The organism is Ancylobacter sp. G4_0304 (assembly GCF_047501495.1).
GTDB lineage: Bacteria > Pseudomonadota > Alphaproteobacteria > Rhizobiales > Xanthobacteraceae > Ancylobacter.
Genome location: NZ_JAZDRM010000013.1, coordinates 94,009 through 111,353, shown reverse-complemented (window position 1 = coordinate 111,353; position 17,345 = coordinate 94,009). Strand labels below are relative to the sequence as shown.

Here is a 17,345-nt window from a genome sequence, read left to right as displayed (position 1 = left end):
GCTCCCGACGCCCCCTCCCCCGTCACCTTCCTGCCCTATCTCTCCGGCGAGCGCACCCCGCACAACGACACCGCGATTCGCGGCGCCTTTGTCGGGCTCGACCACGACACCTCGCGCGAGACGCTGACGCAGGCTGTGCTGGAGGGCGTCGCCTTCGCCTTCCGCGACTGCCTGGAAGCGCTTGGGCAGGCCGGCACGCAGTTGACCAGCGCCGACGTGATCGGCGGCGGCTCGCGTTCCGGCTACTGGATTAGCGTGCTCGCCAATGTGCTCGGCCTGCCGCTTCACCGCGTCGATGAAGGCGAGCGTGGGGGGGCCTTCGGCGCCGCGCGGCTCGCCCGCATGGCCGCGACCGGCGAGGCCCCTGCCGACATCTGCCTGCCGCCCCGGCGCATCGAGACCATCGAGCCGATCCCGGCTCTTCAACAAGCCTATGCGGAACGTTACGCGCGCTACCGTGCGCTGTATCCCGCTCTCAAGGGAGTGACCTCATGAATGCCCCGATCAATGCCCCCGCGCGCTTCTTCGCCAATAGCGAGCCGCTGAAATTTGCCGGCCGCGACAGCCGCGACCCGCTGACCTTCCGCTGGTACGACAAGAACAAGGTCGTGCTCGGCAAGACCATGGAAGAGCATCTGCGGTTCGCCGTCGCCTATTGGCACAGCTTCACCTGGCCGGGCGGCGATCCGTTCGGCGGCGAGACCTTCCTGCGCCCGTGGATGCACGGCAGCGACGAGATGGCGCTCGCCCGCGCCAAGGCGGACGTGGCATTCGAGCTGTTCCGCATTCTCGACGTGCCGTTCTTCGCGTTCCACGACCGCGACATCGCCCCGGAAGGCAAGTCGCTGGCCGAGAGCAACGCCAATGTCCGCGCCATCGCTGACATCTTCGCGAAGAAGATGGAGACGTCCAAGGTCAAGCTGCTCTGGGGCACCGCGAACCTGTTCTCCAACCGCCGCTTCATGGCCGGCGCGGCCACCAATCCGGACCCGGACGTGTTCGCCTACTCCGCCGCGCAGGTGAAGAACGTGCTGGAAGTCACCCATGAGCTCGGCGGGCAGAACTATGTGCTGTGGGGCGGCCGCGAGGGCTATGAGACCCTGCTCAACACCGACCTGAAGCGCGAGCTGGACCAGATGGGCCGCTTCCTCAACATGGTGGTCGAGCACAAGTACAAGATCGGCTTCAAGGGCACGATCCTGATCGAGCCCAAGCCGCAGGAGCCGACCAAGCATCAGTACGACTTCGATGTCGGCACCGTTTACGGCCTCCTCGCCCGCGCCGGGCTGGAGAAGGAAGTGAAGGTCAATATCGAGGCCAACCACGCCACGCTGGCCGGCCACTCCTTCGAGCATGAGATTGCCATGGCGGCGGCCCTCGGCATTTTCGGCTCCATCGACATGAACAAGGGCGACGCCCAGTCCGGCTGGGACACCGATCAGTTCCCGACCAATGTCGAGGACACCGCGCTCGCCATGTACGAAATCCTCAAGGCCGGCGGCTACACCACGGGCGGCACCAATTTCGACGCCAAGATCCGCCGTCAGTCGATCGAGCCGGAGGACCTGATCCTCGCCCATGCCAGCGCGATGGATGTTTGCGCTCGCGCTTTGCTGATCGCCGCCGACATGATCGAGGACGGCGCGCTCAAGAAGGCGGTCGATGAGCGCTATGCCGGCTGGGACACCCCGGAGAACAAGGCGATGCTGGCGCCCGGCGCCTCGCTGGAGAGCATCGCCGCGCGCGTCGAGGCCGAAAACCTCGATCCGCAGCCGCGCTCGGGCCGCCAGGAGCGGCTGGAAGCGCTCGCGGGCAGCTACTTCCGCTGAGAACGCAGAAGGGGCGCGATCCCGATGGACCCGCGCCCCTTCGCTCCGCCCCCCGGCGGCGTCGGTCAGCCATTCTTCATTTTCTAGCGCGGCTCAGCGCAACCGACCGACATATCCCGGCTATCGGGCGTGAAACATGTCATCGGCCGGCCCCCGACGGGCTGGGGACCCGTGCAGAGCCGGCCGATACCAACCATGCCGAGACGGCAGGGCCGGTTTGCCTCTTCTTCGCCGGGGCGACGGCGAGCGAGGCGGGCGGAAGTTAGTCCCGCCGCGTCAGGCCGCAATGGCGATCTTTGGTCATATATGTCGACCCCCTGCCTGCACCGGAGCCGGGGGACGCTCTGGAAAAGCCGCCGATCATTTTACCGTGGCGTCCGGCGCGAGAGCCGGCGAATTAACCTCGCTGTAATTGACTTATGGTGAATTAATCCTTTCGATCGCTCCTCGGGAGCGACCTTGAATCGCAACCCTCGCCGGGCAAGGCGCGAGGGGCGGCAAGATGTGAAAGGAACCACGACCATGCGCGATACCATGCGTTCTGGCATTCTAGGGGTGGCGCTGACGGTCGTCGCGGCCCTCTCCCTGTCTTCCGCCCAGGCGCAGATGCGTCCTGCCGCCGGCATGGGCAACCAGATTCTCGATGTGCCGGAGAAGCCCGGCTACGTGCCGAGCCCGGAAGAAGAACAGCTCGATCCCGCCTTCCGCCGCCAGCCGGTCTATTTCCGCAGCAACGAGGCGCCCGGCACGATCGTCATCCATACCAATGAGCGCTTCCTCTACCTCGTGCTCGGTCCCAACAGCGCGCTGCGCTACGGCATCGGCGTCGGTCGCGAGGGCTTCCAGTGGGCCGGCCTGCAGAAGGTCTCGCGCAAGGCCGAGTGGCCGGACTGGACGCCGCCGCCGGAAATGATCCAGCGCCAGCCTTATCTGCCGCGCTTCATGGCAGGCGGACCGGGCAACCCGATGGGTGCCGCCGCGCTCTATCTCGGCTCCACCGTCTACCGCATCCACGGCACCAACCAGCCGCAGACCATCGGCAGCGCCGTCTCGTCCGGCTGCTTCCGTCTGGTGAATTCCGACGTTCAGGACCTGTTCAACCGGGTGCCGGTCGGCACCAAGGTCGTCATCCGGCAAGCGCCCGAACTCTGACAGCCCGATCATCGGCTGAACCCACTGGGGGATCTATGAACAAGCTTGGAACCGCGCTGGCCGTCGCCGGCGCCCTTTTCGTGTCGCATATCGGGCACTCCACGGCCGCCGACGCCGCGACGCTCGCCGACGTCAAGGCGCGCGGCACGCTGAAATGCGGCGTCAGCCAGGGCCTGCAGGGCTTTTCCGCCAAGGACGACAAGGGCGAGTGGAAGGGTTTCGACGTCGACCTGTGCCGCGCGGTCGCCGCGGCCGTGCTCGGCGACCCCGCCAAGGTCGAGTATGTCCCGCTCTCCGCCGAGGCGCGCTTTCCCGCCCTCAAGAAGGGCGATATCGACCTGCTCTCGCGCAACTCCACCTGGACGCTCTCGCGCGAGGCCGATCTGGGCCTGATGTTTGCGGGTGTGTCCTATTATGACGGCCAGGGCTTCATGGTCCCGGCCGCCAAGAACGTCAACGGCGCGCTGGAGCTCGGCGGCTTCGAGGTCTGCACCCAGGCCGGCACCACCAGCGCCCTCAACGTTACCGACTATTTCAAGCAGAACCGGATGGAGTTCCAGCTCGTCGAACTGCCGAACGTCGAGGAGCTGACCAAGGCTTACGACGCTGGCAAGTGCGACGCGCTGACCACCGACGTCTCGCAACTCTACGCGCTGCGCCTCAAGCTCTCCAAGCCCGCCGACCACATCGTGCTGCCCGACGTCATCTCCAAGGAGCCGCTCGGCCCCGTGGTGCGCCAGGGCGACGACCAGTGGCTGAACGTGGTAAAGTGGACGCTCTACGCCATGCTGAACGCCGAGGAGCTGGGCGTGTCGTCCCAGACCCTCGACCAGGCGCTGAAGTCCGAGAAGCCGGACGTGAAGCGCCTCGTCGGCACTGAGGGCGCCTATGGCGAACAACTCGGCCTGACCAAGGATTTCGCCGCGCTTATCGTCAAGAATGTCGGCAATTACGGCGAGGTATTCGAGGCCAATATCGGCACCGGCTCCAAGCTTGGCATCCCCCGCGGTATCAACCAGCTCTGGAGCGCCGGCGGCATCCAGTACGCCCCGCCGATCCGCTGACGCCCGCGCCTGAACGATGAGAATGGCCCGGTTCGCCGGGCCATTTTCGTTTGGGGAGCACGGCGTCACATCCGCGCCCAAGGGCTACAGCAGGAAGTAGCCTTTGTTGAAGCTCAACAGCGCGTCGAACTGAACCACCAGATCGGCGACGCCGTCACCGGTAACGTCGCCATAGAGGAAGGTGTCGCCACCGCTTTGCTGGTAGCGCAATTCGCCAGCCTTCTTCGAAAAGGCGCTGGTGCCGATGAAGGAGAACGCCTGATCGTTGGCGACATTGGTCATGGCGTCGATGCCGGTCAGATTTATCCGGTCGCCACCCGCGCCGTTGAAGTCGAAGATCATGTCGCGGCCGGCCACAGCAGAGGTCGATTCGCTCACGGATTTGAAGACGAAGCTGTCGGCGCCCGCGCCGCCATAGATCCTGTCGGCGCCGACCCCGCCATACAGCACATCGTTACCGGCCTCGCCCTGCAACGTGTCATTTCCGGCCGCACCGTTTAGCGTATCGTTGCCGGCCCCGCCCTTCAGCGTGTTCGCCACGGCATTGCCGGTGAGGATGTTGGCGAGGGCGTTGCCGGTGCCCGAAATTGCCACATTTCCGGTCAGCGTCAGGTTCTCGACGTCGGCGCCCAGCGTGTGGGTCACCGCTGCCTTGACCAAATCGGTGCCCTCGCCGGGCTTCTCGATCACCGCGTCGCCAGCATTGTCGACGACATAGGTGTCGTTACCCCGGCCGCCCGACATCCGGTCCGCGCCCGCTTTGCCGTCGAGCGTGTCGCTCTCGCCGGTGCCGGCCAGAGTATCGGCCTTGGCCGAGCCGGTGAAGGTCTTGCCGCCGACATCACTCACACTCACCTGTAGTGCTTGGCTATCGGCCAGCTTGGCGGCGTCGCTCGCCTTGATCGTGACGTCATAGACATTGTTCCGCCCGGCGTCGGCCGGGGCCTCGAAGTCCGGCGCCTTACGGAACGACAGCACGCCTGTCTTGGCGTCGATGACGAACAGGCCGGCATCGGCCCCGCCCGCCAGCGCCCAGGTCACCGCACCCTTTTCGGGATCCGCCGCCTTGGCAGCGAGCGCCGTCACCCCGTTCTCCGCGATCTTCACCGCCGCGGAGGACGCGCCGCCACTGGAGGTGATGACCGGCGCTTCATTGACATTGGTGACCGCCACCTTGAGCGCCTGGATATCACTCAGCTTGCCGGAATCGGTGGCCTTGATCGTCACGTCATAGACATTGTTCTTGCCGGCATCGGTCGGCGCCTCGAAATCGGGCGCCTTCTTGAACGCCAGCGCGCCGGTCTTGGCGTCGATGCTGAACAGCGCGGCGTCTGTGCCCGAGATCGACCAGGTGACGGCGCCCTTCTCCGGGTCGGTCGCCGTGGCCGTGGTCACCGCCGTCCTGTTCTCGGCGAGGCTGATGGCCGCCGAAGCGCCGCCGCCATTGGAGGTGATGACCGGCGCCTCGCTGGCATTGGTCACCGTGACCTTCAGGGCCTGCGTTGAGGAAGCTTTGGTCGGGTCGGTGGCCTTGATCGTCACGTCATAGACATTGTTCTTGCCGGCATCGGTCGGCGCCTCGAAATCGGGCGCCTTCTTGAACGCCACCGCGCCGGTCTTTGCGTCGATGCTGAACAGCGCGGCATCGGTGCCCGAGATCGACCAGGTGACGGCGCCCTTCTCCGGGTCGGTCGCCGTGGCCGTGGTCACCGCCGTCCTGTTCTCGGCGAGGCTGATCGCCGCCGACGCGCCGCCGCCATTGGAGGTGATGACCGGCGCCTCGTTGACATTGGTGATCGTGACCGCGAGCGCCTGCTCATCGAACAGGCCCGAATTGTCGGTGACGCGCACCACGACGTTGTAGACGTTGTTAGCACCACTGTCGGCAGGTGCCTCGAAATTCGGCGCGACCTTGAAGCTGAGCGCTCCGGTCGATGCATTCACCGCGAACGTCGCAGCATCCGCCCCACCGGCGATCGAAAAGCTGCGCGTCGACCCGGCATCCGCGTCCGTCGCCACCACGGTCGTCACCGGCGTCTTGTTCTCGGCAAGGCTCACCGTCGCCGCCGAACCACCGCCATTGGAGGTGATGACGGGGGCGACGCCGGTGCCCTGCAGCGCCAGGAGCGCGTCCACGGTCCAAGCCGAGCCATCCGCGAAGCGCACCTGCTCGACGGGAAAGTTCGGGTTGCCGAACTGGCTGTAGACTTTGATGGAATCGGTGCCGTTCCGGTGCTCGATCATCAACGCATTGATGTCCCGCCGGAAGCTGAGATCGCCGAGGGCGATGCCGGCGTCGAAGACGATGGCGTCCTTACCCGCCACACCGCCATTCAACAGATACTCATAATCGCTGATCTCGTCGGCGCCCCAGCCCGCGGCGAAACGGTAGATGTCCGATCCCGCGTCGCCGCTCAGGTAATCGTCGCCGGAGCCGCCGATCAGGATGTCATCGCCGCCATAGCCATAGAGCGTATCGTCGCCGGCCTTTCCGTCGAGCGTTTCGCCGCTGTCGCTCCCGTCGAGCTCATCATCACCCGCTGAGCCGATCCGGGTGAGCGCCTGCAGTTGCGCGACATCCCATACGGTGCCATCCGCGAAACGCACCTCGTCGATCTGGTAGGATTTCGCGTAGAAATGATCCTGGATCGTGATCTTGTCGGTGCCGTTGATGTGCGTCAGCACGAGGCTGTACCAGTCGCGCCGCACCTGGATATCGCCGGGCGCAATCCCCGTGGCGAATACGATCTCGTCGGTCGGGGGCGGACCTTCGTCGAAGGTCCAGTCGTAATCATTGACCACGTCCCGACCCCAGCCGGGCGCAAAGCGGTAAGTGTCCGCGCCCTCGCCGCCGCTGAGAGTGTCGTTGCCGGTGCCGCCGATCAGCGTATCGTCGCCGCCGGCCCCCGATAGATTGTCGTCGCCCGCCTTGCCGTCCAGCGTATCGCCGCCATCGCCACCTTCGAGCACGTCATCGCCCGACGAGCCGGCCTGGCTGAGCTCAAACAGCTTGGCAACATTCCAGACCGTGCCGTTGCCGAAGCGAACCTCGTCGATCTGGTAGTAATCCGCGTAGAAATGGTTCTGGATGGTGATCTTGTCGGTACCGTTGCTGTGTGTCAGCACGAGGCTGTACCAGTCGCGCCTCACCTTGATGTCGCCGGGCGCGATCCCCGTGCCGAACACGATCACATCGGTCGTGGGCGGATTGCCGCTGAAGATCCAGTCGTAATTGTCGATCGTGTCCTGACCCCAGCCGGCCGCGAAACGATAGGTGTCCGATCCCCAGTCGCCGCTGAGGGTGTCATTGCCGGTACCGCCGATCAGGGTATCGTCGCCGTCGCCGCCGCCGATCACGTCATTGCCCGCCTGGCCATCGAGTTCGTCCGGGCCATCGCCGCCCTCGATGGTGTCATCGCCGGAGGTACTCTTGCGGGTGAGAGCCAGCAGTTCCGCCACGTCCCATACAGTGCCGTCGGCGAAACGCACCTCGTCGATCTGCTGATCCTCGCTGTAGAAGTGACTGAAGACGGTGATGTTATCGATACCGTTGGTGTGCGACAGCACGAGGTTGGACCCGTCGCGCCTCACACGAATGTCGCCCGGCGCGACACCTGTCTCGAAGACGATGGCATCGGTCGCGCGTGGCTCGTCGACATCGCTCCAGTCGTAATTATTGATCGTTTCCTGCCCCCAGCCGGCGGCGAAACGATAGGTGTCCGATCCCCAGTCGCCGCTGAGAATGTCATTGCCGGTGCCGCCGATCAGCGTGTCGTCGCCGTCGCCGCCGCCGATCACATCATTGCCGGCCTGGCCCTCCAGTTCATCGGCATCGTTGCCGCCCTGGATGTTGTCATCGCCGGAGGTGCTCAGCTGGGAGCGCGCCAGCAGTTCCGCCACGTCCCATACGGTGCCATCCGCGAAACGCACCTCGTCGATCTGATAATGGTCGGCGTAGAAATGGTTCTGGATCGCGATCTTGTCGGCGCCATTGATATGGCTGAGATTGAGGGCGTTGCCGTCGCGCCGTACGCGGATGTCGCCCGGGGCGATTCCGGCCTCGAACACGATCTTGTCGGTGGTTTCGAGCGCGTCCTCCCAGACCCAGTCGTAATTGTCGATGGTGTCCCGGCCCCACCCCACTGCGAAGCGATAAGTGTCCGCGCCCTGGTCGCCGCGCAGATAGTCGTCGCCGGCGCCACCGATCAGGATATCGGGGCCCCCGTTGCCGAAAAGAGTGTCGTCACCGCCCTTGCCGTCCAGCGTGTCGGCGACGGAGCCGCCCCCCAACTCGTCGGCACCATCCGAGGCGAGCTGCGTGAGGACCACGATCATCTCCGCTGTCCACACCGTGCCGTCGGCGAAGCGGACCTCGTCAATCTGGAAGTCGTCGCCGTCGAAATGTCGGTCGACCACGATCCGGTCCACGCCATTGGCATGGAGCAGCAGCAGGTCGCTCCACTGCCGCACCGCCCGGATGTCGCCTGCCAGGATGCCGGTACCGAAGACGATGACGTCCCGTGCCGCCGCGCCGTTTGTGCTCCAGTCGTAATTGTTGATCGTGTCCTGACCCCAGCCGGTGGCGAAGCGATATTCGTCGGAGCCGCTGCCGCCGGAGAGGTAATCATTGCCGGCGCCACCGATGAGCACGTCGTTGCCGTCGCCGGAATAGATCGTGTCGGCGCCGCCCTTGCCGTCGAGCGCATCGTGACCGGCGCCACCGGTGAGCCAGTCGCTACCCTCGGTGCCAAGGCTGGAAAGCCGCTGCAGTTCCGCGGCATCCCACACCGTGCCGTCGGCGAAGCGCACGGCGTCGATCGCGTAGTGTGTATAGTAGAAATGCCCGGACACCAGGATCCGGTCGCTCTCTCCCCATGTGAGAACGAGATCCGAGCCTTGGCGGCGCACGCCGACGCCATCGCGCGACACGCTGGCGTCGAACTCGATCGTGTCCAGCGGGCCTGCACCGGGCTCCGAATACGCCGACCAGTCGTAATTCGAGATCGTGTCGTTCCCCCAGCCCGCGGAGAACAGGTAGCGGTCGGAGCCTGCGCCGCCGGTGAGGAAATCGTCGCCGGCACCGCCGGTGAGGCGGTCGTCGCCGGCCCCGCCATCCAGAGAATCGTTACCGCCCTTGCCGTCCAGCACGTCGGCGACGCCGCCGCCGGTCAGTTCGTCGTCGCCCTCGGTTCCGACCTTCGAAAGGGACTCCAGCTCGGCGATGTCCCACACCTCGCCATCGGCGAACCGCACCTCGTCGATCGCGTAATAGCCGTCGTAGAAATGGCTGGACACCGCGATCCGGTCGCCATTGGCGTGCACCAGTACCAGGTCGTTCCACTCGCGCCGAACCGATATGTCGCCGGAGAAAATGCCGGCGCCGAAGACGATGGCGTCGATCTTGTCCGGGTTATCCTCGCCGTACCCGCTCCAGCTGGCATTCTGGATCCGGTCATTGCCCCAGCCGAGCTGGAAGCGGTAAACATCCGACCCGGCACCGCCGGTCAGTTCGTCGTCCCCTGCTCCGCCGATGAGGATATCGTCGCCGCCGCCGCTCTGGATCGTGTCATTGCCGGCCCTGCCGTCCAGCGTGTCGGCTTCGTCGCCGCCGACCAGATAATCCGCGCCGTCCGAACCGGCGAGCACCATCTGCGCGAGTTCGGCGGCGCTCCAGACCTTGCCGTCGGCGAAGCGCACCTGATCGATGCGGTAACTCTCACCGTAGAAATGGCCGCTCACCGTGATCCGGTCGCCATCGGCATGCTCCAGCACGAGATCGCCGGCGTCGCGCCGGACCACGATATCGGCGGCGACGATCCCGGCCCCGAAGACGATGGCGTCGATCTTGTCCTCCGGCACCGGCCAGGACCAGTCGGAAGTGTCGATGACGTCGGCTCCCCAGCCGAGATTGAAGCGGTAGACGTCCGATCCCGCACCACCGGTCAGCCGGTCGTCGCCGGCACCGCCGGTCAGCGTGTCGTTGCCGGCGCCGCCCTCTATCGTGTCGTCGCCGCCCTTGCCGTCCAGCGCGTCCGCGCCGCTTTCGCCGACCAGATAATCGTCGCCCGCTGTGCCGGCGACCGCCATGGATGCGAGCTTGGCCGCGTTCCACACCGTGCCATTGGCGAAGCGCACCTGATCGATGCGGTAGCTCTCGCCGTAGAAATGGCCGCTCACCGTGATCCGGTCGCCATTGGCGTGGATCAGCACCAGGTCGGACCATTCGCGGCGCACGCTGATGTCGGCGGTGGAAATTCCAGCGCCGAAGTCGATGGTATCCGTCCCTCCCGACGCCGACCAGTCGGCATTGTCGATCCGGTCATTGCCCCAGCCGAGATTGAAGCGGTAGGTGTCTGATCCGGCGCTGCCGCGCAGCCAGTCGTTCCCTTCCCCTCCGGTCAGGCTGTCATTGCCGTCACCGCCCTCGATCTCGTCGTTGCCGCCCTTTCCGTCCAGCACGTCGGCACCGTCCGTGCCGACCAGATCGTCGTCGCGCTCCGTGCCGCTGCGGACCATCGCGGCGATCTCCGCGCTGGTCCAGACCTCGCCGTCGGCGAAGCGCACCTCGCGGATTTCATAGCCATTGCCGTAGAAATGACCTCCGATCGTGATCCGGTCGTCATTGGCATAGACCAGCACCAGCGCGTCGCCCTGGCGCCGGGCGAGCATGTCCGCGGCCGAGACGCCTTCACCGAACACGATGACGTCCGCAACCGCCTGCCCGGCCTCCGACCACGGATTGTAGTTGTTGATCGTGTCCTGGCCCCATCCATACTCGAAGCGGTAGGTGTCGGAGCCCGCTCCACCCTCCAGCCAGTCGGAACCCGAGCCGCCGTCGAGCGTGTCGTCGCCCCCGCCGCCATAGAGCCAGTCGTCATCCGCGCCGCCGGAGAGCACGTCGTTGCCGCCCCGTCCCTCCACGATGTCGCTGCCGCCGAGCGCGTCGAACTGGTCGGCCCCGTTCGAGCCAGTCAGATAGTCGGCACCTTCGCTCGGCCGGTTGAGCCATGTCATGATGTCGGCGATGGTCCACACCGTGCCGTCGGCGAAACGCACCTCGTCGATCGCATAGGGCGTGGCGCCGCCCTCATTGGCGAAGCTGTAGATGCGCACGGAATCCGAGGTGCCGGCGATTTCGAGCACGAGGTCGTAATAGTCGCGGCGCACGACCACGTCGCCCGGCCCCACATCCTCGCCGAAGGTTAGGATATCCGGCCGCCCGGCTCCGCCGTCGCCGTCGCCATTGTTGATCGTGTCCCGCCCGTCGCCGCGGCTGAAGCTGTAGGTATCCCCGCCCGCGCCGCCGACCAGATAGTCATTGCCGCGGCCGCCGATCAGCGTGTCGTCGCCGCCCGCGCCATACAGCGCGTCGTCGCCGCCGAGGCCGAGCAGCACCTCGGCGTTTTCGCTGCCGTCGATGTTGTTGTTTCCACCATCGCCGACCGTGGAGGCCCGGCCGATGCCGAACAGCACCACGGAGAATTCGTCACCTTCCGGGTCGCCGGCCGCGCGCAGCGCCTCCAGCACCTCCGCGCCGAACAGGCCGCCATAGCGGAAGTCGAGGGCGAGGCTCTGCATCTCCAGAAGGGTGCCCACCGGGTCTGCCAGATAGCGCTCCCGCAACAGCGCCGTGACGGCGGTCACGTCCACGGCGAGCCCGGACGTCGCCTCGTCCCAGCCGACTTCCAAGAGGCCGTAGAGATCGGCGGAATGGCTCTGGCGATCGAGTTGCGCGGCGACATAGAAGGAAAGCTTGTCATAGGCCCGAAGCAGGATCGCCGCCGCCGGGCCATGGGGGTTGGCGTCGAGTTCGCCCCAGCACCAGACCCCGAGATAGTCGTCGCCGAGCAGCGCCTCCAGCGTGGCGAGCTTGCGGGCATCGCCGATCACGTTGCCGTAGATCTGCGTCGCCGCACGGCTGTCGGGCGCGATGTCGTAGACCCCTGCCCAGCGATAGATCAGGTCGTCGAGCAATGCCGCGCGCGCGGTCGGGTCGTTCTCGGCGACATATTGCTCGACCAGAAGCTGGAGCTGCCCGCTCGCATCGCGGGCGATCGCCTGATGCAGGCTGGGAATATTGCCGAAGCCGGCCATGTCGGGCAGCGCCGCGATGACCTCGGAGATCGCGACCTCGTTCTTGTCCACGGTGCGCGCGGTGTCGACGGCGAACCAGACATCCACCATCTCGCGGGGCGCGCCGGCCGTGGTGGTGTAGGTGCCGGCCTGGAGATGACGGTTGCCGTCGGCATCCGTCGCCGTCCGGTCCTCATAGGCGATGGAGAGGCTCTTGACGCCGAGCTGGTTCAGCGAGAACAGCTCGCCGCCATCGGTCACGCCATCGCCGTCAAGATCGCGCCAGACGCCGAGCCGGGTGAAGTTGGCGTCGGCACTGTCGACCATCAGGTCGTTGTTGGTATCCATCGCGCGGAGCGCGAGAAAGCCGTTCGAGGCCGTGACGCCGCCGGCCAGCAAGGTCTCGCTGCCGAACAGCTCGGTGCCGTCGTCGATGGTTCCGTTGCCGTTGCGGTCAAACACCAGCAGGCCGTCATCGGCGGCGGCCCAGCCGGTCAGCTCCGCGAAGCCGTTGCCGTCATGGTCGAAATGCACCCGATCGGACAGGCCGAGCGTCTCCACGCCATCGCCGTCGAGGTCGAGCACCAGCGGGCTGCGGGTCTGCTCGGCGCGGTCGAAATCGTCGCGCGTGTCGTCGACGAAATCCGGGAAGTCGCCGTCATCGCCGTCGTCATCACCGTCGTCATCGTCGTCATCGTCGTCGTCGGTGACCGCGATGGTGAAGTCGACCTTCACGTCCTCGAAGGCGTCATATCCGAGATTGAACCGGCTCTCGAAAAGCCTGATCTGATAATCCGAGCCGAAGGTGAAGGTCTTGCTCCCACTGTCGAGCGGACCGACCTCGATCTCGGGGATACGGGAGCTGTTGGAGTCCAGCGACATCCCGAGGAGTTTGTAGCCGATCGTGACCGACGGCGTGAGGACGTATTCGACGATCAGGTCGCCAGCCATGTCGAAGATCGCCGAACCCGTCAGCGTCGTGGCTTCATCCGGCGCGGTGAAGCTGAAACTGTCGCCCATGCCGCCGGTTCGGGTCTCGCCCTCGACCGTGATACTCGACATGATCGCCGACGAGGTATTGGGAACGAAGGTGAATTTCTGGCTGAGCGAATAGCTCACATTTATTGGAAGGCTGAACAGCGTATATTCGAATTCGAATTTCAGATCGGTGAACGGAATCGTGAATTCATAATCTTCCGACAAATAGTCGAGTGTATCCAGCCGAGGAATCGGCAATTCCTCCAGAAGCTCGATGATGTTCCCCTCGATATCGAGGATCGGCTCGACAACATTGACGCTGGCCACGCCAAGCGACTGGTTACCGACGAAACTCTTGTCTCCATTCGTTTCCTTGCCATTCAGCGGAAGTTTCGCGGAAATCTCGAATTCACCGACTTCCTTGCTCCAGTCCGACATATTCCGCGTAAGCGATACCAGGCTGAGATCATCGATCCGGACCCCGCTATAGGCGAGATCGGGAAACTCATCATAAGTAAACAGGCCGAGAGGCGCCGTATAGATCAGGTCCGTCACCGTGATCGGCGTCTGATAGAGGCTGAACAGCAGCTCCACGCTGCCAAGCGAAAGTCCCTCGGCAGCGAAGGTGTAGTTGTCGCTTAGAAAGGTGCTGCCGGCACCTACCTGGAAGGAGGAGCCAGCTTCCACTGTCTGCGGCGCATCCAGCGAAATCAGCGTGCCGTAGTTGAGGGCGCCCGTGCCGAGGTTCGCAGCGCCGAGCTTGAGATCGAGCGAATACGAGGTATCGCCGCCGCCATAGTTGAACGACAGACCCGCGACACTGCCTGAGCTTTGAGGCAATCCAGAAATCGTATCCGAGGCGATATTCAGAGTTGTTACGGTCGGCGGCAGGTTCAAAAAAGCGTTGAAATTAATATTCGACGCCTTGAAATCAATATTCTCGACCTTCGCCATGACCCCTGAGCCCCTTGACGTCGCGATCCCGATCTTCGAATTCTATAGTTCTATGATACCTTTTATGGACAACGCACCGCACACCCCTCCCATTCCGAGAGAGATCTAAAAGTCAAGAAACACGAAAAAATCAGACGGGCAACTCGTTCATTGTACTTTTTTGCCGCATCTGCACTGAAATTCATTTCCAGTTTCAGTTTAAAAACAAGTCCTCCTTTTCGCAATACAAGATGATCTCGCTATTCCGGATCAGGTCGCCCGTCTCATGGTGCGATTGTCGCACCCATATAGGGTAGATCCTCGCCGGGAAATGCCGTTTTCTTTCAAGATCAATAACTTGAATATTTCACCATGCTCTTCATGTAGATATCTCGCGTGCGAAAATAAAGACGGCGCGCCGGAGAGGGCGCGCCGCTGATAACGACCGGCATTGCCTGTGCGGACGCGGCGACGGAAAGCGCTACGCCCCGCGCCATTGCGGCGGGCGCTTGGCGAGGAAGGCGTCGACGCCCTCGCGGAAATCGGCGCTGCCATAGGTCTCGCGCACCAGATCGGCAGCAGAAGCCTGCGGGTCGAGGCGCAGGCGCCGAAGCGCCTCCTTGGTCACCCGCATGGTGATCGGGGCATGGGACACCAGCTTCGCGCACAGCGCGTCGATCTCGGCCTCCAGCGCGTCGGGCGCGACCACGCCGACATAGCCGGGCGGCATGGTTTCCGCGGTCGGCATCTCTGCCAGCAGCAACATGCGCTTGACCAGGTTCTGACCCAGCGTCGCGGTGAGCATGCTCAAACTGATGGTGGACAGACAATTGCCGAGCGTGCGCGCGATCGGCACGCCGAAGCGTGTGCCGGGCGTGGCGAGGCGCAGGTCGCAGGCATTGGCGATCACCATGCCGCCGCCGACCGCCCAGCCTTCCACGACCGCAATCGTCGGCACCGGCAGGCGCTCAACCGCGCCGACGAAGCGCTCGACCTGCTGCTCATAGGCTACCCCGTCCTCGCCCGACGTGAAGGCGCGGAACTGGTCGATATCGGTGCCGGCAACGAAGGCCTTGCCCCCGGCCCCACGCAGCACCGCGACCCGGATCGACGGGTCCGCCGCGATGGCGAGGCACGCCTGCTCCAGTTCCTCATACATACGCCAGGTCATGGCGTTGCGGGCCGCGGGCCGGTCGAAGATGATCCGCGCCACCGGCCCCTCGACGATGAAGCGCACCCGCCCCTTGTCGTCGGCCTCGGCGGCCGGGCTCCCGGTCGCGCTCATGCCGCGAAAGCCCCGCGCGCGCCAAACGCGGCGACAGCATCGGCGTCGAGGCCGATTTCCTTCAGGATGTCCTGCGTGTGCTCGCCGAGCAGCGGCGGCGGCAGGCGCACCTGCTGGGGCGTACCCATCAGCTTCACGGGGAAGCCGATGGTGGAGACCTTGCCCTCATGGGGGTGGTCGATCTCCATGCGCATGTTTCGATGGCGGCCGTGCTCGCTCTCGAATGCCTCGGGGTAGGAATACATGGTGCCGGCGGGAATGCCGACCGCCAGCAGCGCCTCGACCCATTCCTCGGAGGTCCGCGTGACGAAGGTCTTCTCCAACTCCTCGATCAGCGCCTCGCGGTTGTCGAGCCGGTGCGGGTTGGTGTCGAAGCGCGCATCGTCCAGCAGATCGGGTCGGCCGATGGTCTCGCATAGCGAGAGCCAGAGCTTCTGGTTGGTGGCGCCCATGACGAAATAGCCGTCCTTGGACTTCACCGCCTGATACGGCGCGCTCATGCGATTGGCGGTGCCGAGCGGGATCGGATAGGTGCCGCGGCCCCAATATTCGGAAATGTCCCACACCGAGAAGGCGAGCGCGGCCTCGAACAGCGAGGCGTCGATATATTGCCCCTGCCCGGTGCTCTTGGCGCCGATATAGGCGGCGAGCACGGCATAGGTGGCGAACAGGCCGCAGCCGATATCGGCGACCGGCACGCCGGCCTTGACCGGCAGCCCGCCGGGATGTCCGGTCACGCTCATCACGCCGGACATGGCCTGCGCCATCAAATCGAAGCCGGGACGGCTCGCCCAGGGGCCGCTCTGGCCGAAGCCGGAAATCGAGGCATAGACCAAGCGCGGGTTGAGCTTCGATACGGTGTCATAGTCGCATTTCAGCTTCTTCATGACGCCGGGGCGGTAGTTCTCGATCAGGATGTCGGCGCTTTTCACCAGCTCGTAGAACAGCTCGCGGCCGGCCTCGCTCTTCAGGTTGAGTGTCACGGAGCGTTTGTTGCGGTTCATGTTGAGGAAGCCCATGCTGTCCGGGCCCTTCATCTTGAACCCCATGGCTCCGCGGGTCTGGTCGCCGGTGCCGGGCGGCTCGACCTTGATGACGTCGGCGCCGAGATCGCCCAGCATCATGCAGGCGAACGGCCCGGCCATCACCTGCGCGACATCGAGCACGCGCACCCCGGCGAGCGGCAGCGGGCGGGTAGCGGCGGCAGCAGCCGGCTGCGGCGGGCGCGTCTCGTCCAGAACGTCAGTCATCGGTTGCGGGCCTTTCCGGTTCGGCTGTCGGGCGTGTCGGCCGGCTCCGGGCCGGGTTCGCCATGGATGAAGGCGCGGGCGATGCCCGCCGTGGTACCGGTGATGTGCGCTTCCATGAGCGCGCCGAGCCGGGCGGCGTCACGCGCGGCGAAGGCGTCCATCATCGCGCGGTGCTCGGCGACGGCGGCCAGCCAGTGCTCGCGGCTCTTGCGCATCACGAAGCGGCAGGAATGGATGCGGGTCAGCACCTGCTGGTAGTAGGTGCTCAGCGTGGCATTGCCGGCGATCGCGAAGAAACCCTCATGGATCAGCCGGTTGTAGCGCAGATAGTCCACCTCCTCGCCCGCCTCGAAGCAGGCCATCATTCCGTCATGCAGCGCGCCGAGCCGGGCAATGTCGGCCTCGGTGGCTCTGTCGCAAGCGAGGATGCCGGCGAGCCGCTCCAGCGACGCCATGATCGGGAACAACTCCTCGACCTGCTCGGCGGTGATGCGCGCGACGATGGCGCCGCGATGCGGAAGGATCTGCAGCACCCCCTCGGCCGCCAGCACCTTCAATGCCTCGCGGATCGGCGTGCGCGAGACGCCGAAGCGTTCGCAGAGCTGCTCCTCGGGCACCTTCTGGCCCGGGCGCAATTCGCCGTTGAGGATCATCTCGCGCACCGGTGCCACGAGCGATTCATGGAGCGAATGACGGACGAGCTGTGGGGCGTTCATGGGAGGATATCCTGCCGTTGAGGCTGCGACACGCTAACCGATCATGCATTTTTCATCAATAATTA

The 17,345-nt window shown here is 65.0% G+C and carries 8 protein-coding genes; 4 read left to right on the top strand and 4 right to left on the bottom strand.

What is annotated here, in order from left to right:
* The 4 genes from VRZ77_RS09780 to VRZ77_RS09765 all read left to right on the top strand — a co-directional run.
* The coding region (locus tag VRZ77_RS09780; protein WP_414592459.1) for a xylulokinase at positions 1-495 on the top strand (495 nt) is incomplete at its 5' end.
* Positions 496-503: 8 nt separating this feature from the next.
* Positions 504-1,829: a xylose isomerase gene (xylA, locus tag VRZ77_RS09775; protein WP_414592468.1), complete on the top strand. Its 1,326-nt coding sequence runs from the start codon at positions 504-506 to the stop codon at positions 1,827-1,829.
* A gap of 522 nt (positions 1,830-2,351) precedes the next feature.
* A complete protein-coding gene (locus VRZ77_RS09770) occupies positions 2,352-2,981 on the top strand; it encodes a L,D-transpeptidase (protein ID WP_414592458.1) in 630 nt (209 codons plus the stop codon).
* Positions 2,982-3,016: 35 nt separating this feature from the next.
* Positions 3,017-4,045 (top strand): amino acid ABC transporter substrate-binding protein, encoded by a 1,029-nt coding sequence (locus VRZ77_RS09765; RefSeq protein WP_414592457.1) that lies wholly within the window; start codon positions 3,017-3,019, stop codon positions 4,043-4,045.
* Positions 4,046-4,129: 84 nt separating this feature from the next.
* Here the strand turns inward: VRZ77_RS09765 and VRZ77_RS09760 are convergent, their stop codons facing one another.
* The 4 genes from VRZ77_RS09760 to VRZ77_RS09745 all read right to left on the bottom strand — a co-directional run bounded on the left by VRZ77_RS09760 (position 4,130) and on the right by VRZ77_RS09745 (position 17,280).
* Positions 4,130-13,936: a calcium-binding protein gene (locus tag VRZ77_RS09760; protein WP_414592456.1), complete on the bottom strand. Its 9,807-nt coding sequence runs from the start codon at positions 13,934-13,936 to the stop codon at positions 4,130-4,132.
* Between the two features lie 574 nt (positions 13,937-14,510).
* Positions 14,511-15,314, bottom strand: a complete 804-nt coding sequence (locus VRZ77_RS09755; protein ID WP_414592455.1) for an enoyl-CoA hydratase/isomerase family protein — start codon at positions 15,312-15,314, stop codon at positions 14,511-14,513.
* On the bottom strand, positions 15,311-16,564 hold the full coding sequence (locus VRZ77_RS09750) for a CaiB/BaiF CoA transferase family protein (RefSeq protein WP_414592454.1): 1,254 nt from the start codon (positions 16,562-16,564) through the stop codon (positions 15,311-15,313). The genes VRZ77_RS09755 and VRZ77_RS09750 overlap by 4 nt, the downstream gene beginning before the upstream one ends.
* A complete protein-coding gene (locus VRZ77_RS09745; protein ID WP_414592453.1) occupies positions 16,561-17,280 on the bottom strand; it encodes a GntR family transcriptional regulator in 720 nt (239 codons plus the stop codon). The genes VRZ77_RS09750 and VRZ77_RS09745 overlap by 4 nt, the downstream gene beginning before the upstream one ends.
* Positions 17,281-17,345: the final 65 nt, after the last annotated feature.